Origin of the sequence: Mesorhizobium sp. M0060 (genome assembly GCF_040323155.1) — a bacterium.
GTDB lineage: Bacteria > Pseudomonadota > Alphaproteobacteria > Rhizobiales > Rhizobiaceae > Mesorhizobium.
Window position 1 is genome coordinate 124,552 of the sequence record NZ_JAMYUP010000006.1, and the last position, 23,451, is coordinate 148,002.

Genomic DNA, 23,451 nt, shown 5'->3' on the forward strand with positions numbered 1-23,451 from the left:
GAGGAGAGTTTCATGCTGGCGCGCAAAGGTTCGACGACGATTGCTATCGCGGGTTTTGTGGCGATGCTGATGGCCGCGGTGCCGGCGGCCCGTGCCGAAGACAAGGTGGTCGTGTTTGCCGCGGCGAGCCTCAAGGACGGGCTCGACGCCGTCAACAGGGCCTGCGAGGCCGACGTCGGCGAGGCTGCAACCATTTCCTACGCGGCGAGCTCGGCGCTGGCCAAGCAGATCGAGGGCGGCGCGCCGGCAGACGTGTTCATCTCAGCCGACCTCGATTGGATGAAGTATCTCTCCGACAAGAAACTGACCAAGCCCGGCACGGAGGTGAAATTGCTTGGCAACCAGATCGTGCTGATTGCGCCGCAGGATTCCAAGGTTGAAACCAGGATCGAAAAGGGTTTCGATCTTGCTGGGCTCGTCGGCGACGGCAAACTTGCCATGGGCGATTTCAAGGCGGTGCCGGCAGGCAAATACGGCAAGGCGGCGCTCGAATCGCTCGGTGTCTGGTCTTCCGTCGAAGGCAAGGTGGCGCAGGCCGAGAATGTGCGCGCCGCCCTAAAACTGGTGTCGACCGGCGAGGCTGCACTCGGCATCGTCTATGCCACGGACGCGCATGCGGAGCCCGGCGTGAGAGTGATCGGCACTTTCCCCGCGGATTCCCATCCGCCGATCATCTATCCGGTTGCCCAGCTTGCGGATTCGAAGGGCAAGGATACCCCGGCATTCCTGAAATGCCTGCAATCCGCCAAGGCTGGCGAACTCTTCAAGGCGCAAGGTTTTACAATCCTCGCGCCGAGCAACTGACGAACCGCCCTGAGCATGAGCTGGCTGCTGGATCTCGCTCCCGACGAATGGAATGCGGTCCGGCTGTCGATCAAGGTGGCGACCGTGGCGATGATTGCCAGCCTGCCGCCGGGCATACTGATCGCCCTTGTGCTCGCCCGCGGCCAATTCTGGGGCAAGACGCTGCTCAACGGGCTGGTGCATCTGCCGCTGATCCTGCCGCCGGTGGTGACAGGCTACTTGCTGCTTCTGACTTTCGGCAAGCGCGGTCCCGCCGGGGCTTTTCTGGCCGAGCATTTCGGCATCGTTTTTTCCTTTCGCTGGACGGGCGCCGCGCTCGCCTGCGGCGTGATGGGTTTTCCGCTGATGGTGCGGGCGATCCGGCTGTCGATCGAGGCGGTCGATCGTAAAATCGAGACGGCCGCCGGCACGCTCGGCGCCAATCCGCTATGGGTATTCGGCACGATCACGATGCCGCTGATCCTGCCCGGCCTGATCGCTGGTGCGATCCTCTCCTTCGCCAAGGCGATGGGCGAATTCGGCGCGACGATCACCTTCGTCTCCAACATCCCGAACGAGACGCAGACGCTGCCATCGGCGATCTACACTTTCACGCAGGTTCCCGGCGGCGACGCCGGCGCGCTCAGGCTGACGCTGATCTCGATCGTCATCTCGATGGCGGCACTTGTGGCCTCGGAAGTGCTGGCGCGGCGCATCGGCCGGCGGATGGACATCGAATGACGATTCAGGTCGACATCAGCCACCGGCTTGGCGATTTCGCCGTCAATGCCCGCTTCGAGAGCGCCGGGCGGCTGACTGCGCTGTTTGGGCCATCCGGCTCCGGAAAGACGACGCTGATCAATTTGATTGCCGGGCTGATCCGCCCCGACAGAGGCCGCATCGCGGTTGAGAGCCGTGTGCTGGTCGATAGCGGTGCCGGCCTGTTCGTGCCGAAGCACAAGCGGCGGATCGGCATGGTGTTCCAGGATGCGCGGCTGTTTCCGCATATGAGCGTAGCGAGCAATCTGCGCTACGGCCGCTGGTTCACGCCGGCGGCTGAGCGCTACGCGGATATCGATGGCGTGGTCGAACTGCTCGGCATCGGTCATTTGCTTGACCGGCGCCCGGCAAAACTCTCCGGTGGCGAGAAGCAGCGCGTGGCAATCGGCCGGGCGCTGCTTGCCAGCCCGAAATTGCTGCTGATGGACGAGCCGTTGGCGTCGCTCGACGAGGCGCGCAAGGCCGAGATCTTGCCTTACATCGAGCGGCTGCGCGACGAGACGAAAATCCCGATCGTCTATGTCAGCCACTCGATAGCCGAAGTGGCGCGGCTGGCGAGCGACGTCGTGGTACTGATGCAAGGCAAGGTCGCTGCTTCCGGTCCGACCGGCGCGATCATGCAGCGTCTCGATCTATTGCCGGCCGAAGAGCGCGGCGAGGGCGGTGCCATGCTGGATACTGCGGTTCTGCGCCACGACGAAGTCTTTGGCATGACAGTGCTAGGCTCATTGGCGGGCGAGATCCGTGTGCCGCTTCTAGCAGCGCCGGTCGGTGCGCCGGTGCGCGTTCGCATTCGTGCCCGCGACGTGATGATCGCCACCGAGCAGCCGGTTGGCCTCAGCGCGCTCAACATATTGCCGGGCGCGATCGTGGCGATAGAGCCGGGCGAGGGGCCTACGGTCGAGGTCGGCATCGACTGCAATGGCGCAACCGTGCTTGCCCGCATCACCGAACAGTCGCGGCAGACGCTAGGGCTTCGGCTCGGTCGAAAGGTCTTCGCGGTGGTCAAGACGGTGAGCTTCGACCGGGCGAACACCGGCGCCGGCCTGCCGGCCGAGGCGGATGGGTGAACGGCGGATGATTGTCGCTATATCGTTTTGGAATAGCGGTATCGCTGGAGAACTTGTAGAATGGCGTGACCGCGGAGGAGCAAAATGCCGTCGCTGAGCTTGCGCATAAATCTCGATCCAGATGGCCGCATCGGGCCGGGCAAGATCGAGCTTCTGGAACAGATCGCCGCCTTCGGCTCGATCTCGGCCGCGGCGCGCGGCATGGAGATGTCTTACAAGCACGCCTGGGATCTGGTCGAGGACATGAACCGGGTGTTCGGCAAACCGCTGGTCGCGGCACAGACCGGTGGGAAAAAGGGTGGCGGCGCTCAGTTGACCTCGGTCGGGCTTGCGGTGGTCAGCCGCTTCCGCGCCATCGAGCGGGCTGCGTCTTCAGCTGCGGCAGCGCATATGGAGGCGCTGCAGGCAGAAATCGATGCTGCGTAAAGGCCGGGGAATTTGTGCCTACCGCGCGTAATCCGCTATTGCTCGTCGGGTTCGCCGGGCTTGCGCAGCAGATAAGTGTCCATGATCCAGCCTTTTTTTCGGCGGGCCTCCTCACGGGTCCTCGCGATCTCGTCGCCGACGTCGCCAATCCGGCCCGAGACAACGATCTCGTCGGGCGTGCCGAGGTAGGCGCCCCAGTGGACGCTAACATCCTTGTCGTCCAGCGTGTTGAAGGCGCATTTGCCGTCCAGCATGACGATGGTGCTGCCGGCGTTTTCGGGCAAACCTTCCTCGGCGAGCCGGCGGCCGGTGGTGATCAAAATAGCGTCGCCGATGCGGTTCAGTGCGATTTTGTGGCTGGCGGCGAGTGCCTGGATGGCGGTGATGCCGGGGATGACGTCCAGTTCGAACCCGACATTGCCTCTGAGGCGCACGCGCTCCAGGATGCGCAGCGCGCTGTCGTACAGCGAAGGATCGCCCCAGATCAGGAAGGCGCCGCAGCCGTCTTCGGAAAGTTCGCCGCGGATCAGGCCTTCATAGATCGCGGCGATCGCCTCGTGCCATTCGTCGACGGTCGAGCGATAGGACGGCGCCGGCTCGGCGCGCACCGGCACGTCGAATTCGACGCGGCGCGAGTTCGGATTGGTGACGAAGCGGTCGCAGATCTGGCGGCGCAATTCGGCGAGATCGTTCTTCTTCGCGCCCTTGTCGGGAATGAACAGCACGTCGGCCCGGTTGAGGCCGTTTATGGCCTGCACGGTCATATGATCGGGATTGCCGGCGCCGATGCCGATGACGAGAAGCTTGCGCATGGGCGAACTCCTGCCCGATCGGGATCGGCGTGTCTAGAGCGGGACGCATTCAAATTGAACCGTGCATCCCGCTCTATCTATTTGTTTTGGCCGCATTTCTGCGACGCCAAGTGTTCCACTTGGCTGCAAAATGCTCTAGGCCGACACGGCATGCCGGCAGCGCCGGCATATGTGCTGAAAGGCTTTGAAACGCCACATTGAACAGCTAGGGTCACGTTGGCATTCTCGCCGGGGGAGTTTCCATGTTCCGTTACGTCCTGACCGCAGCGCTGGCGCTCTCGGCTATGCCCGCACTCGCCAATGATTCGGTCGCCGAACTCGGCACCGGTGGGCTGATACTGTCGCGCAGCGATGCGGTGGCGATGGAAAGCGAGGATCTCTACATCGCGCCGGAAAAAGTGACGGTCGACTACGTTTTCCGCAACAACACCGACAAGGATGTCGATGCGATCGTCGCGTTTCCGATGCCCGACATCGAGGGCGATCCCGAAGAGATGCCGGCGATTCCCGAGGCGCAGAGCGACAATTTCCTCGGCTTCGAAGTGACGATCGACGGGGTGCCGGCAAAGCCGCAGCTCGAGCAGAAGGTGTTCGCGCTCGGCATCGACGTCGGCGCCGATCTGAAGGCGCAGGGGGTGCCGTTCTATCCATTCGGCGATGCAGCCAAGGCGGCACTGGAAAAGCTGCCGCAGGCGGTCGCCGACGACTGGGTCAACCGCGGCATCATCATCGAGGACACCGCCGATAACGGTTCGGGTATGAAGACCGTCTATACGCCGTTTTGGCAATTGCGCTCGACCTATTGGTGGCGCTCGACCTTTCCGGCCAACAAGGCGGTGCAAGTTTCGCATCGCTACAAGCCGAGCGTCGGCGGCACGTCCTCGGTCAGCTTCTTCTATGACGGGCAGTTTCAGGGCCAGTATGCCGCCTATAAGACCCGCTACTGCATGGACGGTACGTTCGAGAACGCCGTGCGCAAGGCAGCCAAGGACGATCCCGATGGCTACCCCAAATATTTCGAGAACCGCATCGCCTATATCCTGACGACGGGCGGCAACTGGGCGTCGGGAACCATCGGCACGTTCAAGCTCACCGTCGACAAGGGCAATCCGAAGAACCTAGTCTCGTTTTGCGGCGAAAACGTCAGGAAGGTCGGGCCGACGACGTTCGAGATGAAGGCGCAGAACTTCTACCCCGAGCACGACATTGACATATTGCTGCTGGAGCCATCCGATGGCGGGAACGGCGGCTGATGGACCTCGCGATCTATGTCGCCATCGCCGAGAATGGCGTGATCGGACGCGATGGCGGGTTGCCGTGGCGGCTTTCCACCGATCTCAAGCGGTTCAAGGCCGATACGATGGGCAAGCCCATCATCATGGGCCGCAAGACCTATGAAGGCATCGGCCGGCCATTGCCGGGCAGGCTCAACATCGTGGTGACGCGGGACAAGGCATGGCGGGCCGAGGGTGTCGAAGTCGCGCACTCGCTCGAAGACGCGATCAGGCTGGCGAATGTGCGCGGGCGCTGCATGGCCGGTGCCGACGAGATCTGCGTCATCGGCGGCGGCGAGATATACGCTCAGGCGCTGCCGCTGGCCGATCGGCTGCACGTCACGCATGTGCTGGCACCGGTCGACGGCGACGCCCATTTCCCGCCGATCGACCCGGCGCTATGGCGGGTGGTCCGCTCGCAAGAGGTGGAGGCTGGTGAAAAGGACAGCCATCCGACACGCTATTCGGTTTACGAGCGGCGCCGCGACGTGCATTGAAGACGACAAAGGGTCGCGACGGGTCTAAATGAGCCCTAGACGGACAGTGCCGGCAGCCGATCGCGTTGAAAGCGTGCCGTCGCATACCTATAGAAGAATAATATTGGATTTTGCGCCGCTGAAGCGGCGCTTGAGGGAATTCCAAGCGAAAGGACATTCATGCCCTGGAACGACAAGAGCGGCGGCGGCGGCCCGTGGGGCGGCGGCAACAACCAGGGACCTTGGGGTCAGGGACCCAAGGGACCCAGCGGCCCGCAGGGTTCGCCTCCCGATCTCGAGGATATCATCCGGCGCGGCCAGGACAGGTTGCGGCGTGCGCTGCCGGGCGGCGGAGGTGCGAGCCCGGCCGTGTTCGGGCTGATTGCGGCGGCGCTGGTCGTGCTGTGGGCGTTCAAGGCGGTCTACACCGTGCAGCCCGACGAAGTTGCGGTGGAGCTCAGGTTCGGCAAGCCGAAGGCGGAGCTCTCGCAGCCCGGCCTGCATTTCCATTGGTGGCCCATCGAAACGGTAGAGACCGCCAACATCGCCGAGCAGCTCGTCGATATCGGCGGCGGCAATACCAGCGGCAACGGCCTGATGCTTTCCGGCGACCAGAACATCGTCAACGTGCAATTCTCCGTGGCCTACCAAGTTTCCGATCCGAGGGCCTATCTGTTCGACGTGTCCGATCCGGCCGGCATGCTGCGGCAGGTGGCCGAAAGCGCGATGCGCGAAGCGGTCGGCCGGCGCCCGGCGCAGGACATTTTCCGCGACGACCGGCAAGGCATTGCGGCGTCGGTGCGTGAGATCATCCAGACGACGCTGGACGGCTACAAGGCCGGCCTCAACGTCAACGCCATTTCGATCGAGGACGCTGCGCCGCCGCGCGAAGTTGCAGATGCCTTCGACGAGGTGCAGCGAGCCGAGCAGGACGAGGACAAGTTCGTCGAGCAGGCCAATCAGTATTCCAACCAGAAGCTCGGCCAGGCGCGCGGTGCGGCCGCCCAGATCCGCGAGGACGCGGCCGCCTACAAGAACAGGGTCGTGCAGGAGGCCGAAGGCGAGGCGCAGCGCTTCATCTCGGTCTATGACGAATATGCCAAGGCGCCGGAGGTGACGCGCAAGCGACTTTATCTGGAAACGATGGAGAGGGTGCTGAAGGATTCGAGCAAGGTCATCGTCGAGCAAGGCAATGGGCAAGGGGTCGTTCCCTATCTGCCGCTGCCCGCATTGCAGCAGAAGGCGCCGGCACCGGCCACCGGAGGAAACCAGTGATGGCCAACCGTCTTCCCGTCATTGCGGTCATAGCCGCGGTCATCCTGTTCCTGCTCTATTCGTCGGTGTTCGTCGTCAATGCGCGCCAGCAGGCGCTGGTGCTCAGGTTCGGCGAGATCGTCGACGTCAAGACCCAGCCCGGCATCTATTTCAAGGCGCCATTCTCCTTCTTCGATGCCGACACCGTGCAGCTGATCGAAAACAGGGTGCTGCGCTTTGACCTCGACAACATCCGCGTCCAGGTTTCGGGCGGCAAGTTCTATGAGGTCGACGCCTTCATCGCCTATCGTATTTCGGATCCGCGTGTGTTCCGCGCCGCGGTCTCCGGCCAGATCGAACTGGCCGAGGCCCGGCTGAGGACGCGTCTCGACGCCGCCTTGCGCCGCGTCTACGGCCTGCGCGACTTCGAGGCGGCGCTCTCGGAAGAGCGCGCCGTGATGATGCGCGAGGTGCGCGATCAGCTGAGGCCCGATGCCACCTCGCTTGGCCTGCAGATCGAGGATGTCCGCATCCGCCGCACCGATCTGACAGCCGAGGTCTCGCAACAGACTTTCGACCGCATGAAGGCCGAACGTCTCGCGGAAGCCGAGCGGCTGAGGGCGCGAGGCAATGAGGCGGCGCAGCGCATCAAGGCTCGCGCCGACCGCGAAGTGGTGGAGATCGTCGCCGAAGCGCAGAAAGAGTCTGAAATCCTGCGTGGTGAAGGTGAAGCCCAGCGCAGCGCGACGTTTGCCGGGGCCTATCAGCGCGATCCGGCCTTCTTCGATTTCTATCGGTCGATGAATGCCTATGGCACGGCGCTGAACAGCGCCGGAACGACGATGGTGCTGTCGCCGAATTCCGAGTTCTTCCGCTTCTTCCGCGACCCGAACAGCAAGGAAACGCCTGCGGCACCGGCGGTACCACCGTCAGCACCTGCCGCTCCCGCACCGGCGGCGCAGCCAAGCACCGGCCAGTAGGGCCGGTGCAGGGATAGCCGGCGTAACGGAGGATTTATCCTCTGGCGGTAGCCATAGCCGCAAACGTGCCGTATTTCTTGCCAACATGACGCGACGCGGCATTTTGCCGAAGCGCTTTTTTTCAGAACACCCGGAGGCCTTTTCGATGACATCCACCACCCTTCTGCGTGCAGCGAGGCGGACGTTCATCGCCGGGGCCGCAGCGCTTCTGGTCGGCGCCGTTGCCGTTCCGTCGTTCGTGACGCCGACGGTGGCAGCCGACGGGCCGCCCTCGGTTGCCGATCTCGCCGCCGGCCTGCTCGGCGCAGTGGTCAACATCTCGACTTCGCAGACGGTGAAGGGCACGGAGGGTCCGGGCGCGGTGCCAATGCCGCAGCTTCCAGAAGGCTCGCCCTTCCAGGACTTCTTCGACGATTTCTTCAAGAACCGTGGCGGCGACAAGGGCGGCGGCGCGCAAAAGGTGCAGTCGCTGGGCTCCGGCTTCGTGGTCGACGCCGAGCAGGGCATCGTGGTGACCAACAACCACGTCATCGCCGATGCCGACGATATCGAGGTGAATTTCTCCGACGGCGTGACGCTCAAGGCGACGCTGGTCGGCACCGACACCAAGACCGATGTCGCGGTGCTGAAGGTCGATCCGAAGGGACACAAGCTGACGGCGGTGAAATTCGGCGATTCCAACACGATGCGCGTCGGCGACTGGGTGATGGCGATCGGCAATCCGTTCGGCCTCGGCGGCACGGTGACGGTCGGCATCGTCTCGGCGCGCAATCGCGACATCAATTCCGGCCCCTATGACGACTTCATCCAGACCGATGCCGCGATCAACCGAGGCAATTCCGGCGGACCGCTGTTCAACAGCAGCGGCGAGGTCATCGGCATCAACACGGCAATCATCTCGCCGTCGGGCGGCTCGATCGGCATCGGCTTCTCCATCCCTTCGCAGCTTGCCTCGGGGGTCGTCGACCAGCTTCGCCAGTTTGGCGAGACGCGGCGCGGCTGGCTCGGCGTGCGCATCCAGCCGGTGACCGACGACATCGCCGAAAGCCTGGGCATGGCGACCGCCAAGGGCGCGCTGGTCGCCGGCGTCATCAAGGGCGGGCCGGTCGACAACGGCACCATCCAGGCCGGCGACGTCATCATCAAGTTCGACGGCAAGGATATCCATGAAATGCGCGACCTACCGCGGGTCGTAGCGGAAAGCCCGGTCGGCAAAGCGGTCGACGTGATCATCGTGCGCAAGGGGGTCGAGCAGACCGTGAAGGTGACGCTCGGCCGCCTCGAGGACGGCGAAAAGCTTGCAAGCGGCGGTGAAAACGGCAACACCGATCAGGATGATACTGACAAGGCGCCTGCCGTTTCGACGGCTTCCGTGCTCGGCATGACGATCGGCGAGCTCAACGACGAGACGCGCACGAAATTCGGCATCGCGGCCGACGTCTCCGGCGTCGTCGTAACCGACGTCGCCAAGGATTCGGCGGCGGCCGAACGCGGCATCCAGCCCGGCGAGGTGATCACCGAGATCGCGCAGGAATCGGTCGGCACGCCCAAGGACGTCATGGACCGGATCGGCGCGCTGAAGGAGCAGGGGCGCAAGAACGCGCTTTTGATGCTGGCGTCGAAGTCCGGCGAGCTGCGGTTTGTGACAATCCGGATGGATTGAGTCCGGTAGGAACTGCAGCACTCTGATTTTAATGGAGAAGGGCGGCTAGCGGGCCGCCTTTTTTCTTGCCTGCCAGCCTGTGTGTGAGAGCCTGTAGAAGACATGTCGCCTGAGTGTGGCGTGGCTGGCCGGAATGCCGGGATGGTCGAAATCGGAGGCCGGGTCGGCGGTCATGCCAATACGCTCCATCACGGCGATGGACCTGCGGTTGCTCTCGACCGCGAAAGACACGATTTCCTCGAGGCCGAGCGTTTCGAAGCCATGGGCGAGCCAGGCTTCGGCTGCTTCAGTGACATAGGCTTTGCCCCAGAATTCGGGCGCCAGGCGCCAGCCGATCTCGATCGTGCCGGCAGGCAGGAACGGCAAATGACCGGTCCCGGTTATTCCGACGAAGCCGATGCATTCGCCGGTAGCGGCGATCTCGGCGGCTGCGAAGCCGAAGCCGTCACGGTTGATAGCCGCGCGCAATTCCTCCATCTTGGCGTCTGCCTGGGCGCGGTCGCGGCGGAACGGAAAGAACTCCATGACGCGCTCTTCGGAATTGATGCGATGGAAGAGCTCGCGGTCGCGATCTTCCCAATTGCGTAGGATCAAGCGTTCGGTGCGGATCGGCGTCATTCGACAAATTCTTCCCGGCGATAACCCTGCAGATAGAGCAATGCGGTAAGGTCGCCATGGTCGATGCGGACCTTTGCCTCGGCCGCCACTGCCGGCTTGGCGTGCAAGGCGACGCCGATGCCGGCAAGGCGGATCATGTCGAGATCGTTGGCGCCGTCACCGACGGCAATGGCGTCGGCAGGCGTCAGGCCGAGGCGGGCGGAAATCTCGATAAGGGCTTCGGCCTTGGCGGCGCGGCCGAGGATGGGCTCGGCGACCAAGCCGGTGAAGCGGCGATCCTGCTCGACAAGGCTGTTGGCGCGATTTTCGTGAAAGCCGAGCAGTGCTGCGATGCGCGTGGTGAAGATGTCGAAACCACCGGAGATCAGCGCCGTCCAGGCACCGTTCGCCGCCATCGTCTGGACAAGCGTGCGGCCGCCGGAGGCCAGTGTCAGGCGATTGTCGATGATGCGGTCGATAATTGCGGCATCGAGACCTTTCAGCAGCGCCACGCGCTCGCGCAAGGCCGGCTCGAAAGCGATCTCGCCGTTCATCGATCGCGCCGTGATCGCCGCGACGCGATCCTTGACGCCGATCTCGTCGGCTAGCTCGTCGATGCATTCCTGGTCGATCATCGTCGAATCCATGTCGGCGATGAGGATCTTCTTGCGCCTGTTTTCTGCCGGCTGGACGACCACGTCGATCGGTTCGGAAGCGAGCGCGGCACGCAGGCCGGCGGTCATTTCGGAGGCTTCGGCGGTCTCCGGCAAAACGAACTCGCAGGCGACGCCTTCGGCCAACCAGCGAACAGCGCTTGCGCCGACAGACCCCGACGCCATATTCGCTAGCGCCGGCGACAATGCGCGGCCGGCGGGATGGGATACAAGCGTGGCGATCAGCGGCATCGAAAATTCCAGCGGGCAGGCGGGCGAAGGCCGCGTGAAGAACGCGATCCTGATAGCCGGGCCGACCGCCAGCGGCAAGTCGGCACTCGCACTCGACCTCGCCGAGCGCAATGGCGGTGTCATTGTCAACGCCGATTCCATGCAAGGCTATTCGGTGCTCGACGTGCTGACGGCGCGGCCGGGTCCTGCCGAACTCGCACGCGTCCCCCACTTTCTCTATGGACACGTCGATCCGTCCACCGCCTATTCCACCGGCGCCTGGCTGCGCGACGTCATGAAGCTGATCGACGACGGCGCGCTTTCGGGGCGGCTGGGTGGCACGTTCTCCGAAGGACCGGCGATTTTCGTCGGCGGTACCGGGCTTTATTTCCGGGCGCTCGCGGAAGGTATCTCGGAGATGCCCGACATTCCGAAATCGATCCGCGAGCGCTGGCGCTATGAGCTCCAGGAACAGGGCGCGGTGAGATTGCATCGCATCCTGCTGCGCGAGGATTCGGCGGCCGGCATGATGCTGAAGCCGACCGACAGCCAGCGCATCGTGCGGGCGCTGGAGGTGCTCGACGCATCGGGCCGTTCCATCCTGGACTGGCAGGCTGCGCGTGGCCGGCCGTTGATCGACAGGAGCAGCGCGCGCTTCTTCGTCATCGAGCCGGAGCGGGCGGCGCTGGTGGAGCGGATCGATGCCCGGTTCGACCGCATGCTGGACAAGGGCGCCCTTGACGAGGTGAAACAGCTTTCTGCCCTCGGCCTCGATCCCGACCTGCCAGCGATGAAGGCGATCGGTGTTCGCGAGCTCCAGGCCGCGCTGGCCGGCGCCACGAGTTTTCCCGAGGCCATCGAGCGCGCGAAGATCGCGACGCGGCAATATGCAAAGCGGCAGGCAACCTGGTTCAGGCACCAATTGGGCCCGGAATGGCAGAGTTTGCGTCCTGGTGAGGGGATCGACTCGACGATCTCACCCCCTCCTTCGAGCGCAACCTGAAAAGTCGACATCGAAAGGGCACTTCGCGTTGAAGTTGTCCAGGTTAACTGTCCGTAAGGTCCCGCATGCCATAAGGTCGGTGGGAACTTTCCAACGGGGAGCAGATGCGTTTCCACAAGGCGGAGTCAGCGTTTTTCGTCTTTATTTTCGTGATCCTGGCCGCCGGCCTGGTGACGCTTCACGCCTATGGGCTCCTGCAAGCCTTGGCGGCCGACGTTAGCAATACGCCTTCCAAACTCGATGAGATCGTCTATCTCAACAAGCTGCTGTTTGCGACCGGCGTGCTGCTGGCGACTGCGCTGTTCTTCGGCATTTTCTTCATCTATCCGCTGATCCGAAAGCAGGCGACGGAGGAGGGCAAGCTGCGCGCCATGACGGTTTCGCTCAGCGCGCGCTCGGAGACGCTGGAGCATGCGGCGCTGACCGACAGCCTCACCGGCATGCAGAACCGGCGCTATTTCGACGATGCGCTGAAGGAATATCTCGAAGAGTTCCGCCGCATCGAGAAGCCAGTCGGGCTGATGATCCTCGACCTCGACCATTTCAAACAGGTCAACGACAGCCACGGCCACGATGTCGGCGACGAGGTGTTGCGGGCCGTCGCCAATTGTCTCAAGGACATGACACGCTATCACGATGTGGTGGCGCGCCTGGGCGGCGAGGAGTTCGCGGTGGTCACGCCCAATATGGACGCCGAGCTGCTGTCCAAATTCGCCGAGCGCATCCGCAAGGCGATCGCCAACATGTCGGTGCTGACCGGCAATGTCCGACTGAAAATCACCACCAGCGTCGGACTTGCCGTCTGGGACCGCAAGGAGACCGCCGAGGAGTTCTATCGTCGCGCCGATCGCCAGCTTTACGAGGCAAAGAGGCAGGGCCGCAACCGCGTCTGCGCCTGAAATCCCGGAGAAGAATTCATGAGGCCGGCCGACTGACGCAGCTTTCTCGACTTCCGGTGCTCATGGACTCAAATGTCCACTCCGCTCCGGGTTCTCAAAAGCCACGTCATTCGATCCGGCCTGATGAATTCCCTTCCGGGATTTGCCCCGGTTTCCTGGGTGACAATGGTTTAACTTCGGAAGCCTTTGGCCTCACAGGCTAGAAGCTGGTCGGCTCAATCGTTTTGCGGGCGTAGCCCGAAGGTCGCCGGCTTGAGGCCGTAACGCAGATCGAAATCGTCGTCCCGCTGGCTGCGTGCGGCCGGCGGTTTGCGATAGTCGGAATCGCCGGCCTGCCGGCCCGAATCGACGACTTCCGCGAACGGCATTGCCTGTTGTGGTTTCGGCACGTTGCGCAGCCGTTCGACGATCGCAACAAGGTCGACCTCGTTGCCGGTTTCGGACGGCAAGGCATCCTCGCGCTTGGCCGTGCCGGGGATCAAATCCTCGGAGAGCTTTTCGAACTTCATCCGCATCGTCGTCGCCACGCCTTCTCCGAAGGCAATGGCCTCACGCTGGCCCATCGAAGACAGGAACGCCAGCGTCGAAGCCGAGGAATCGGCGATCGCCGAGCGGATGATCGCCTGGTCCTGCTCGTTGGCGAGCCGCATGGCGAAGAACGTCGAGCACTGCGACAGTATGGTCGGGTCGAGCTCGCCAGGGCGCTGGGTGACGACGCCGAGATAGCAGCCATATTTGCGGCCTTCCTTGGCGATGCGCGACAGCGCGTGCCGCGTCGGCGCGAAACCGAGGCGCGGATCGGCCGGCATATAGCGGTGCGCTTCCTCGCACAGGAAGAGCAGCCGCAAGCGGCCTTCGCTCCACAACGCCAGGTCGAAGGCCAGCCGCGCCAGCACCGAGCACACGGAATTGACCACCTCGGACGGCATGCCGGCCATTTCGAAGCAGGTGACCGGGCGGCCGTGATGCGGCACGCGGAAAATGTTGCCGATCGTCTCGTGGATGGTGTCCTCGATCAGGCGCGAATTGAACATGAAACGGTAACGCGGATCGGATGCCGCCGATTCGATACGTGTCTTCAGTGACCTGAGGGTCGGGCGGTCGTTCTTGCTTTCCAGCAATCCCATGCGCTCGTCGACCAGCTTGATGAGGTCGGCAATGCGATAGGGCACCGGCGCGTCGGCGGTCAGCGCGTCGGTGCTGCGCCGCAGGTAGTTGCCGGAGTTCGGATTGCGGTAGAGGTTCTTGGCCGCGGGAATGAGGTCGCGCAAGGCGTCGACCTCTTCCGGGACCGTCTCGCGGCCGCGAAACAGCACCTCGGCAAATTCCTCGAGTTTGAACATCCAGAAGGGCAGGTCGAGCGTCGTCGAATCGATCCGGACGCAATATTCGGGCAACGACGCGGCGAACTCGTTGTGTGGATCGAGGATCAGCACGCGCAGCTCGGGCCGAGCGGCGATCGACTTGCGCAAAAGCAGCGACACGGCGGTCGATTTGCCGACTCCGGTGGTGCCGACAATGGCGAAATGGCGCGCCAGCGTATCGTCGATGGCAATATTGGCGTCGATGGCCTCGTCCTGCGACAGCGTGCCGATGGTTATCGAGTGACGTCCGGCGAGATCGTAGACGGCCTGCAGGTCGCGGCTGCGGATACGATGGGCAATGGCGCCGATATGCGGATAGGTTGTGATGCCTCGGTCGAAGACCGGCTTCGCGCCGGGTTCGGCGCCATCGCGCACCTCGCCGATCAGTTCGATACTGACCTCGATCGGATTCTGGCCCTCGCTGCTCCAGGCACGATCCGATTTGCCGATCTCATAAACCAGGCCGACGGTTCGTGATGTGCCGAGATTGATCGAGATCATCTTGCCGACGCTCCACAGACCGGTGACCGTGCCTTCGACATCATCGGCGTAGGCGCTGATGGTGGCGCGGGCGCCGTCGCATTGCACGACATTGCCCAGGATCCGCTTGTCGTTCTGCTCCGCCCTGCGGCGCTCCAGCAAAGTCGGTTCTCCAATGGAGGCTTCGCGTTCAACGAGCATGGACAGGCCGATCCCCTTTTTCCCAAAGGATGAGCCTAGCCGAACGGGGTTAAGGTGGGGTGAGGCTGGATGGTGTAGCGGACATTAAGGAGTTCGCGAAAACTGGACCAAACGGCCCTTTGCTCGACGGCAGAATTTCGATATATTGGATGAATGAACGATATAGCGAACGATATCTCCTCCACTATCGGCAGAAGGATACACGCCGAAAGGGTGGCTCGCGGTTGGTCGCTGGCGGAATTGGCGGAGCGGTCCGATGTCTCGAAAGCCATGCTGAGCACGATAGAGCGCGGCATGACGAGCCCGACTGCGGCACTCCTCGTGCGCATTGCGGTGGCCTTCGGCATGACGCTTTCCACCCTGATCGCACGGGCGGAATTGCAGGGCGGCGGCCTGCTTCGTGAAAGGGACCAGCCAGTCTGGCGCGATCCGGCCACGGGCTATATCCGGCGGCATCTTTCGCCGGTTTCGGACATGCCGCTCGAACTGATACGGGTCCAGTTGCCAGCGGGCGCCAAGGTGAGTTTTCCGGCGGCATCCTACGCCTTCATCCGGCAGCAGATCTGGCTGATTTCCGGACGGCTGGAATTCACCGAGGGCGGCGTCGTCCACAGGCTCGAACCCGGCGACTGCCTGGCACTCGGCGCGCCATCCGATTGCGTTTTCCACTCTCCGGGGCCGGACGCCGCCGAGTATCTGGTTGCGTTGGCCAGGAGCTGATGATGGCACGACGTCCGAAACGCTCCGACAATGGCGGTCCGCCGCTCGACGACTATGACGGTCCGCCCTGGGGCAAGAGCGACCCCTATGTCTTTCTTGCCTGGCGGGCCGCTCATGCCCAGGCGTGGACGGCGCCAAGCCGCGATATCATGCTGATGCGGCTGGACAGGGCCGAGCGGCTGGGCCTGACCTATGAGGAATATACGCTCGAGCTGCTGGAGCGCGGGCGACATCTGCAAGAGGAAGACGCCGAGCGCATCGCGGAAATCCGCCGGGCCAGGAAGCGGAAGCGGACCAGTCACTTCGACTGATGGGTGGCGCGTGCGGGTTACGCTGCCGCTCAGGTTGGAACCATTTCCGTCGTGGATAAGAAAGACCACATGAATTCAATCGAAATCAACCTGCTCACCAATACTGCCGGCACGCAAAAAATAATGGTCGATTTGCTGATCGGGACGGTTGCCGCCGGCGGATCGGTCAGCTTCATGCATCCGCTGGCGCCGGAAATGGCCGCAGCCTTCTGGAACAAGTCGTTCGAGGCGGCCGCCAGAGGCGAAAGGGCGGTGCTGGGGGCCTGGAACGGCGAGGCTCTAATCGGCACCGTCACATTACTGCTCGACTGCCCCCCCAACCAGCCGCACCGGGCCGAGATCGCCAAGCTGATGACCCGCGTCGATTATCGCGGCAAGGGCGTCGCAACCCGCCTCATGGAGGCGGCCGAAGCCCTTGCCGTGGAGAAAGGCCGCACGCTGCTGGTCCTGGACACGGCAAAGGAGGAGGGGGCTTCCGGTCTCTATGAGAAGCTCGGCTTCACGCTGGCCGGCGAAATACCGGACTACGCGCTGAAGCCGCACGGTGGGCTGACCGGTACGCTCATCTACTGGAAGCGCATCGGCCAATCTCGGTGATGGCCTGAATTTCTACCCCTGGTGATGCACCTGCTGCAGGCCGTAGACCGGTGTCGCGATACCTTCATGCCGCGCCTTCAGTTGCAGCGACAGGAACTGCGAATAGTGGCGTGACTGATGCAAATTACCGCCATGGAACCAGAGCGCTTCCTGCTGCGTCGGCTTCCACATATTGCGCAATTCGCCTTCCCACGGGCCTGGATCCTTGGTGGTGTTGGAGCCGAGGCCCCAGCATTTGCCAACCTTGTCGGCGACTTCCCTTGAGATCAGGTCGGCCGCCCAGCCATTCATCGAGCCATAGCCGGTGGCGTAGACGATGAGGTCGGCCGGCAGTTCCGAACCATCGCTGAGCAGGATGGAATGCTCCTTGATCTCCGTCACTTCGACGCCGCTTTTCAGCTTGATCGAACCGTCGATGATCAGGTCGGATGCGCCGACGTCGATGTAGTAGCCCGAGCCGCGCCTGAGATATTTCATGAACAGGCCGGAATCGTCGTCACCCCAGTCGAGCATGAAGCCGGCCTTCTCCAGCCCTTTGTAGAAGTCGGCGTCGCGCTTCTTCATCTCAGCGTAGGCCGGGATCTGGAACTCGTGCAGGATCTTGTAGGGTAGCGAGGCAAAGACGAGGTCGGCCTTTGCTGTGGTCATGCCGCTTTGCACGGCTTTTTCCGAGTAGAGCGAACCCAGCCCGATTTCCATCAGCGTGTCGGATTTGACGATATGGGTGGTCGAGCGCTGTACCATGGTGACATCGGCGCCGGCTTCCCAAAGTGCCGCGGCGATATCGTGGGCTGAATTGTTCGAGCCGATCACGACTGCGCTTTTGCCGACATAGGCATCGGAGCCTGGGTGTTTCGAGGAATGGTGCTGATCGCCCTGGAAATTTTCCATACCCTTGAATTTCGGCATATTGGCCTTGCCGGACTGTCCCGTGGCCAGCACCAATTGCCTGGGCTTCAGGACGATGTCCTTGCCGTCGCGATGGACGATGACGGTCCATTCCTTCTTCTCATCATCATAGGTGGCGCTCCTGGCCTCGGTGGAGGACCAATAGTTCAGCTCCATGACCTTGGTGTACATTTCCAGCCAGTCACCGATCTTGTCCTTGGGTGAGAAGACCGGCCAATTCCGGGGGAAGTCGATGTAGGGCAGATGGTCGTACCAGACCGGGTCGTGCAGGCAGAGCGACTTGTAGCGCTTGCGCCAGCTGTCGCCGGCACGCTCGTTCTTCTCGACGATGATGGTCGGCACGCCGAGCTGCCTGAGGCGGGCGCCGAGTGCAATTCCGCCTTGGCCGCCGCCGATGATCAGTGTGTAGGGCTGCGTCTTGAAGCCGAGCTCAGCGGCCTCTCTTTCGCGCTCTTCCTTCCAGGTCGGACGGTTCTTGCCGTGGCCATGCTTGGCGCCCAGCGGCCGGGCGAAGCCGGCGGGTTCCTCATGACCCTTCAACTCGACCATGCTGGTCAGCAGCGTCCAAATCTTTCCTTCCTTCAGCCTGATGTGCCCAAAGCCGCGCGCTACTTCGGTTTCGAAGCTGATCCAGCCTTCCAGCACCCCGCCGTCCTCGCTGGCGTCCTCGCCGGCGGCGATCCTCCAGGTCGAAGGTTTCGTCTTCGTCAACTGGCTGACCAGCATTTCGCGCACCTGATCGCGGCCCTCCATGGTCTTGATGTTCCAGGTAAAGGTCACCAGGTCGCGCCAGTAACAATCTTCCTGAAAGCATTCGACCGCTCTGTCGATATCGCCGGCGGCAAGTGCTGCGCCGAATTGATCGAGCAGGTCGGACAGTTTCTTGGCTGGGGCCTTGTCGAGCATCAAATTTCCTCCCGTAAGTCCTGTGGCGTCACCGGACCCTCCCAGCCCGGTTGGCCGAAGTATCGCGGCAAAATGTGCGCGGCGTCACGTCGTCAAATAGTTTGGCGTGGTTTCAATGGTTTATCACAGTAGTTGTTGACTTGGCAGGAGATCATCCGTGCCGCAGCGAATCATTCGGCCCCATATCTCGGGCGCGCCGACGACGGTCAGCTCCGGCGTGTCCGGACCGCTGAAACGATGGGAAGTTGAGGCTCTCGCCGATAGTCCTAGCTGTCTGAAGACTAGAGATGCGTCTTTGCAACACTACGCACGGTCATTGTAAATATTGAAAGAAAGGCTCTTGCGTCAAATTTGCCGCGAGCTTAGAGAAGCCGCCCATTCTAACCCGTCGTCCCGAAAGGAGACCTGTCAATGACCCGGCAATCCAGATCGACACATTCCGTGCCGACGCTGGAATTGCGTGCGGCTGACGGGGTTCCAATCAGGAAGAACGGCCATGGCAAAGTCCATGATCCAGCGCAGGCAGGACGCCGAGCGCGAACGTATTGAAGCATATGCAGTAACGCTGCGGCGGGTTTTTCCCGTCGCGCGTCCCGCTCCAGATTTCGAGCGGGCGCTTGACGAGGCACGTCCGTGCTTTGCCAGGATGGCGATCCGCGACGGCGCCCTATGGCGTCCAAAGCGAGATTGCGCTCCGCAAGGCTTGGTATATCGCAGTAGCGCGTGGTGACTCGCTCTACAAGGCGGGCGCCAGTGCATGGCTGTCCCGCAAGGAGGTGCATTGCTTCCTGAACTTGTCCGGCGATTTGACCTTCGACGAGGCATTTTGGGTGGCGATCGCCCGGTCCTACACGGATGATTCCGGGTTGGCGGCCCGACTTGCCAAGTCGAAAATCGCGCGCACGCCACGTAACGATCTGGCCTTCTGGCGCGAGGTGGCGCGGTTCTTCTGCGCACAACCTGCGTCGAAGGAGGAGATCGACGATTTGTGCGACTATATCGGCGCCATGCACCAGCGCCGTGCAGCGTACAGCCTGAAGGGTCGCACGCTCGCCTCACTGCGTCGGCACATGGTGGAATGGCATCGCGATATCGCCGCGATCGAACGCATCGAGGCGATGCGCCGCCGCGCTGCCGGGCGGGCTCCACATACTGCCGGAATGCAGTCGCAGGGCCGCGCCTGGGATGGCTCGCGCCTCGATGACTGGGACTGGCAGCCGTCGACCAAGGAGGCAAAGGCAGCATGGCGAGCATTTCTTCGTCCGTCAGTTGAAGACAGCCGAAGATCTGGTCGCCGAGAGCCGAGCGATGCATCATTGCGTCTCGATGTACGCGGCCAAATGCATCGCCGGCAATGCCTCGATCTGGGTGCTGCGGCGCACAGCGCTCGGCAAGATCGAGCGGATGCTGACGATCGAACTCGACCCGCAAAACCGTGCGGTGCAGGTGCGCGGTTTCGGCAATCGTCTCGCTTCGCTCGAGGAGCGCAAGATCGTCGAGCGCTGGGCCAAGGCGAGAGGCGTGGTGCTCATGGCCTGAAACGAAGACCCCGCGCGGCGGAAGTGCCGCGCGGGTTGCCCAATGAGCGAATGTGCCGACGTCAGGCCAAGCGCATATTCACCGTTGACAGCGCCATCAAACCAATTCTATGGTCCGCGACCATGAAAAAGGCACTCATTCTCGTAGGAAAGCGCGTGGGCAAGGCGGTGTAACCGCCGGGCGATGACCTCCCATGCGCAAGACACAGGCTCCCTCGGGGGCCTTTTTTATTGCCCGAAACACGACTAAACGACCAGCAATCGCCAGATGGCGAACAGTACGGGACCAGACCGATGAGCAGTGGACAGAGTGAGCGGCGCGAAATGACAGGCGCCGAAATGGTGGTGCAGGCGCTGAAGGACAATGGCGTCAAGCATGTTTTCGGCTATCCGGGCGGCGCGGTTCTCCCAATTTACGATGAAATCTTCCAACAGGACGAGGTCGAGCACATCCTCGTCCGCCACGAGCAGGGCGCGGGCCATGCGGCGGAAGGCTATGCGCGCTCGACCGGCAAGGCCGGCGTCATGCTGGTGACCTCCGGGCCGGGCGCCACCAATGCGGTGACGCCATTGCAGGACGCGCTGATGGATTCGATCCCGCTGGTCTGCCTGACCGGCCAGGTGCCGACTTCGCTGATCGGCTCGGATGCGTTCCAGGAATGCGACACGGTCGGCATCACGCGGCCCTGCACCAAGCACAACTGGCTGGTGAAGGACGTCAACGAGCTCGCGGCAACGATCCACGAGGCATTCCATGTGGCAACCACAGGGCGCCCCGGTCCGGTCGTCGTCGACATCCCGAAGGACGTTCAGTTCGCCAAGGGCATCTATGTCCCGCCGCAGACGGCGCCGCGCACCAGCTACCAGCCGAAGGTTCAGGGCGACCTGGAGAAGATCAAGGCGGCGGTCGAGCTGATGGCCGGCGCCAGGAAGCCGATCATCTATTCGGGCGGCGGCGTCATCAATTCCGGCCCGGAGGCGAGCCATTTGCTGCGCGAGCTGGTCGACCTCACCGGCTTTCCGATCACCTCGACGCTGATGGGCCTCGGCGCCTATCCGGCATCGGGCAAGAACTGGATGGGCATGCTCGGCATGCACGGCACGTATGAAGCGAACATGGCGATGCACGATTGCGACGTCATGCTCTGCATCGGCGCGCGCTTCGACGACCGCATCACCGGGCGGCTGACGGCGTTTTCGCCGAATTCGAAGAAGATCCACATCGACATCGACCCGTCGTCGATCAACAAGAACGTCCATACCGACGTGCCGATCATCGGCGATGTCGGGCGTGTGCTGGAGGATCTGGTGCGGCTGTGGCGGGCAACCGCCAAGGCCGACAAGAAGGCACTTCACCCGTGGTGGGAGCAGATCGCCAAATGGCGCGCCCGCGATTCGCTCGCCTATAAGATGAACCACGAGGTGATCATGCCGCAATATGCCGTCCAGCGGCTCTATGCGCTGACCAAGGACCTCGACACCTATATCACCACCGAGGTCGGCCAGCACCAGATGTGGGCGGCGCAGCACTACCATTTCGAGAAGCCGAACCGCTGGATGACCTCCGGCGGACTGGGCACGATGGGCTACGGCCTGCCGGCGGCGCTCGGCGTGCAGATCGCCCATCCCGACGCGCTTGTTATCGATATCGCCGGCGACGCCTCGGTGCAGATGACGATGCAGGAGATGAGCGCGGCGGTGCAGCACGAGGCGCCGATCAAGATCTTCATCCTCAACAACCAGTATATGGGCATGGTGCGGCAATGGCAGCAGTTGCTGCATGGCAACCGGCTGTCGCATTCCTACACCGAGGCGATGCCGGATTTCGTCAAGCTCGCCGAAGCCTATGGCGGCCACGGCATTCGCTGCGACAAGCCGGACGAGCTTGACGACGCCATCAAGGAGATGATCGCGGTCAAGAAGCCCGTCCTCTTCGACTGCCGCGTGGCGACGCTCGCCAACTGCTTCCCGATGATCCCGTCCGGCAAGGCGCATAACGAGATGCTGTTGCCTGACGAGGCGACGGACGAGGCTGTGGCCAACGCGATCGACGCCAAGGGCAGGGAACTGGTGTAGCTTGGTTCAAGGAAGCTGTGCGAAAACAGCAGATTAGCAAAAAAGTTTGAAATCGAGATTCATGTCATGAACGCACAGTTGCAACCGACCGGCTCCGCCTATTTCATCGCCAAGGAGACGGAAAAACCAGAGAACCACACGCTTTCGGTCCTAGTCGACAACGAGCCGGGCGTGCTTGCCCGGGTCATCGGCCTGTTTTCCGGACGCGGCTACAACATCGAGAGCCTGACGGTCTCGGAAACCGAGCACGAAAAACACCTGTCGCGCATCACCATCGTGACGCGCGGCACGCCGCATGTGCTGGAGCAGATCAAGCACCAGCTCGAGCGCATCGTGCCGGTGCACCGCGTCGTCGATCTCACCGTGCGGTCGCAGGAATTCGGACAGGAGCGGCCATTGGAGCGGGAACTCGCGCTGGTCAAGGTTGCCGGCACCGGCGAAGCCCGCGTCGAGGCGCTCCGGCTCGCCGATGCATTCCGCGCCAGCGTCATCGACGCCAACACCGAGCATTTCATCTTCGAGATCACCGGAAAGGGCTCCAAGCTCGATCAGTTCATCGCCATCATGAAGCCGCTCGGCCTCGTCGAAATCTGCCGCACCGGGGTGGCGGCGATGAACCGCGGCCCGCAAGGGATGTAGCTCGCAGTATCCAGTTGCTTTAGCCGCGTTTCTGCGGCGCCAAGTGATTCCACTCGGCTGCAAGATGATCTGGCGCCGCATATCTGTTCCGTCGCAATGCGATCGCCTGGCCCGGCTGCGCGCCTGGAGTGGCTTTTGCGCGACGGTCGTAAAAGGACAATAGTGCTGACTTAATTGGGAGGAAGCTATGACGCTGGATGCATTCCTTGCTCTTCTGGTCTATGCCTTCGTGACCTCGGTCACGCCGGGTCCGAACAATTTCATGCTTCTGGCTTCCGGTGTGAATTTCGGCTTCGTCAAAACGATTCCGCATATGCTGGGCATCGGCATCGGGTTCCTCGTCCTGTTGCTGGCCGTAGGCTTCGGGCTTGGCGCGGTGCTGACGGCCTTTCCAATGCTGCATACCGGATTGAAGATCGCCGGCGGCCTCTACCTGCTTTATCTCGCCTGGAAGATTGCCATGTCGCGCTCGCTCGGCGGCGAAGGCGAGGCGAAGGGCCCGCCAATGCGCTTCATCGAGGCGGCGGCGTTTCAGTGGGTCAATCCCAAGGCCTGGGTCATGGCGATCACCGCCATGGCCGTCTACACCAACCCGAATCGTCCGTTTGTGTCCGTGGTACTGATCTCGGCCGCTTTCGCCGTCGTCATGCTGCCGAGCATTTCGAGCTGGGCCGGTTTCGGCATGGCGCTGCGCGGTTTTCTGGCGGATGCGGTGCGGCTCAAATGGTTCAACATCGCCATGGGCGTGACGCTTGCGGCGACGCTGTGGCCGATGCTGCGCTAGCTGCCGTTTTATTGTGCACTGCACA

Annotated in this window: 23 protein-coding genes; 18 read left to right on the plus strand and 5 right to left on the minus strand. The window is 62.7% G+C overall.

Annotated features, from left to right (window positions below; translation table 11 throughout):
• Positions 1–12 precede the first annotated feature (12 nt).
• From modA to NKJ94_RS08910, 4 genes are all read left to right on the plus strand, one after another.
• A complete protein-coding gene (gene modA / locus NKJ94_RS08895; RefSeq protein WP_352524377.1) occupies positions 13–804 on the plus strand; it encodes a molybdate ABC transporter substrate-binding protein in 792 nt (263 codons plus the stop codon).
• Between the two features lie 15 nt (positions 805–819).
• Positions 820–1,524 (plus strand): molybdate ABC transporter permease subunit, encoded by a 705-nt coding sequence (gene modB / locus NKJ94_RS08900; RefSeq protein WP_352524378.1) that lies wholly within the window; start codon positions 820–822, stop codon positions 1,522–1,524.
• Entirely contained in the window at positions 1,521–2,633 is a 1,113-nt protein-coding gene (modC, locus tag NKJ94_RS08905; protein WP_352524379.1) for a molybdenum ABC transporter ATP-binding protein, read from the plus strand. The genes modB and modC overlap by 4 nt, the downstream gene beginning before the upstream one ends.
• 84 nt (positions 2,634–2,717) lie before the next feature.
• Positions 2,718–3,059 (plus strand): winged helix-turn-helix domain-containing protein, encoded by a 342-nt coding sequence (locus NKJ94_RS08910; protein ID WP_023676697.1) that lies wholly within the window; start codon positions 2,718–2,720, stop codon positions 3,057–3,059.
• 35 nt (positions 3,060–3,094) lie between these two features.
• Here NKJ94_RS08910 and cobF read toward each other — a convergent pair whose 3' ends face one another.
• A complete protein-coding gene (cobF, locus tag NKJ94_RS08915) occupies positions 3,095–3,871 on the minus strand; it encodes a precorrin-6A synthase (deacetylating) (protein ID WP_352524380.1) in 777 nt (258 codons plus the stop codon).
• A gap of 242 nt (positions 3,872–4,113) precedes the next feature.
• Between cobF and NKJ94_RS08920 the strand changes: the two genes are divergently transcribed.
• The 5 genes from NKJ94_RS08920 (at position 4,114) to NKJ94_RS08940 (ending at position 9,518) form a co-directional block, all read left to right on the plus strand.
• Entirely contained in the window at positions 4,114–5,124 is a 1,011-nt protein-coding gene (locus NKJ94_RS08920) for a DUF4424 domain-containing protein (protein ID WP_352524381.1), read from the plus strand.
• Positions 5,124–5,642, plus strand: a complete 519-nt coding sequence (locus NKJ94_RS08925; RefSeq protein WP_352524383.1) for a dihydrofolate reductase — start codon at positions 5,124–5,126, stop codon at positions 5,640–5,642. Before NKJ94_RS08920 ends, NKJ94_RS08925 begins: the two co-directional genes overlap by 1 nt.
• A gap of 159 nt (positions 5,643–5,801) precedes the next feature.
• Positions 5,802–6,896, plus strand: a complete 1,095-nt coding sequence (hflK, locus tag NKJ94_RS08930; RefSeq protein WP_352524384.1) for an FtsH protease activity modulator HflK — start codon at positions 5,802–5,804, stop codon at positions 6,894–6,896.
• Entirely contained in the window at positions 6,896–7,855 is a 960-nt protein-coding gene (hflC, locus tag NKJ94_RS08935; RefSeq protein WP_352524385.1) for a protease modulator HflC, read from the plus strand. The genes hflK and hflC overlap by 1 nt, the downstream gene beginning before the upstream one ends.
• A 145-nt stretch (positions 7,856–8,000) precedes the next feature.
• Positions 8,001–9,518: a DegQ family serine endoprotease gene (locus NKJ94_RS08940; RefSeq protein ID WP_352524386.1), complete on the plus strand. Its 1,518-nt coding sequence runs from the start codon at positions 8,001–8,003 to the stop codon at positions 9,516–9,518.
• A gap of 45 nt (positions 9,519–9,563) precedes the next feature.
• Here the strand turns inward: NKJ94_RS08940 and NKJ94_RS08945 are convergent, their stop codons facing one another.
• Complete coding sequence (locus NKJ94_RS08945; protein WP_352524387.1) at positions 9,564–10,136, minus strand: GNAT family N-acetyltransferase; 573 nt, start codon at positions 10,134–10,136, stop codon at positions 9,564–9,566.
• Entirely contained in the window at positions 10,133–11,020 is an 888-nt protein-coding gene (gene serB, locus NKJ94_RS08950; protein WP_352524388.1) for a phosphoserine phosphatase SerB, read from the minus strand. The genes NKJ94_RS08945 and serB overlap by 4 nt, the downstream gene beginning before the upstream one ends.
• Here serB and miaA point away from each other — a divergent pair.
• Both miaA and NKJ94_RS08960 read left to right on the plus strand, forming a co-directional pair.
• Positions 11,010–12,002, plus strand: coding sequence for a tRNA (adenosine(37)-N6)-dimethylallyltransferase MiaA (gene miaA / locus NKJ94_RS08955; protein ID WP_352524480.1), 993 nt, complete (start codon positions 11,010–11,012; stop codon positions 12,000–12,002). The genes serB and miaA overlap by 11 nt on opposite strands.
• Positions 12,003–12,106: 104 nt before the next feature.
• Positions 12,107–12,901: a GGDEF domain-containing protein gene (locus tag NKJ94_RS08960; protein ID WP_352524389.1), complete on the plus strand. Its 795-nt coding sequence runs from the start codon at positions 12,107–12,109 to the stop codon at positions 12,899–12,901.
• Between the two features lie 215 nt (positions 12,902–13,116).
• On the opposite strand, the gene NKJ94_RS08965 is transcribed toward NKJ94_RS08960, so the two are convergent.
• Positions 13,117–14,946, minus strand: coding sequence for an ATP-binding protein (locus NKJ94_RS08965; protein WP_352524390.1), 1,830 nt, complete (start codon positions 14,944–14,946; stop codon positions 13,117–13,119).
• Positions 14,947–15,099: 153 nt separating this feature from the next.
• On the opposite strand from NKJ94_RS08965, the gene NKJ94_RS08970 reads away from it, so the two are divergent.
• The 3 genes from NKJ94_RS08970 (at position 15,100) to NKJ94_RS08980 (ending at position 16,574) form a co-directional block, all read left to right on the plus strand.
• A complete protein-coding gene (locus NKJ94_RS08970; RefSeq protein WP_352524391.1) occupies positions 15,100–15,666 on the plus strand; it encodes a helix-turn-helix domain-containing protein in 567 nt (188 codons plus the stop codon).
• A 2-nt stretch (positions 15,667–15,668) separates the two neighbouring features.
• A complete protein-coding gene (locus NKJ94_RS08975) occupies positions 15,669–15,977 on the plus strand; it encodes a hypothetical protein (protein WP_352524481.1) in 309 nt (102 codons plus the stop codon).
• Between the two features lie 69 nt (positions 15,978–16,046).
• Entirely contained in the window at positions 16,047–16,574 is a 528-nt protein-coding gene (locus NKJ94_RS08980; RefSeq protein ID WP_352524392.1) for a GNAT family N-acetyltransferase, read from the plus strand.
• A 12-nt stretch (positions 16,575–16,586) separates the two neighbouring features.
• On the opposite strand, the gene NKJ94_RS08985 is transcribed toward NKJ94_RS08980, so the two are convergent.
• Positions 16,587–18,389, minus strand: a complete 1,803-nt coding sequence (locus NKJ94_RS08985; RefSeq protein ID WP_352524394.1) for an NAD(P)-binding domain-containing protein — start codon at positions 18,387–18,389, stop codon at positions 16,587–16,589.
• Between the two features lie 1,269 nt (positions 18,390–19,658).
• Between NKJ94_RS08985 and NKJ94_RS08990 the strand changes: the two genes are divergently transcribed.
• From NKJ94_RS08990 to NKJ94_RS09005, 4 genes are all read left to right on the plus strand, one after another.
• Positions 19,659–19,928, plus strand: coding sequence for a PcfJ domain-containing protein (locus NKJ94_RS08990; protein WP_352524395.1), 270 nt, complete (start codon positions 19,659–19,661; stop codon positions 19,926–19,928).
• A gap of 293 nt (positions 19,929–20,221) precedes the next feature.
• Positions 20,222–22,003 (plus strand): acetolactate synthase 3 large subunit, encoded by a 1,782-nt coding sequence (locus tag NKJ94_RS08995; RefSeq protein WP_352524396.1) that lies wholly within the window; start codon positions 20,222–20,224, stop codon positions 22,001–22,003.
• Positions 22,004–22,069: 66 nt separating this feature from the next.
• Positions 22,070–22,642 (plus strand): acetolactate synthase small subunit, encoded by a 573-nt coding sequence (ilvN, locus tag NKJ94_RS09000; RefSeq protein WP_023676680.1) that lies wholly within the window; start codon positions 22,070–22,072, stop codon positions 22,640–22,642.
• A 187-nt stretch (positions 22,643–22,829) separates the two neighbouring features.
• Entirely contained in the window at positions 22,830–23,426 is a 597-nt protein-coding gene (locus NKJ94_RS09005) for a LysE family translocator (RefSeq protein ID WP_352524397.1), read from the plus strand.
• The last annotated feature ends 25 nt before the right edge of the window (positions 23,427–23,451 follow it).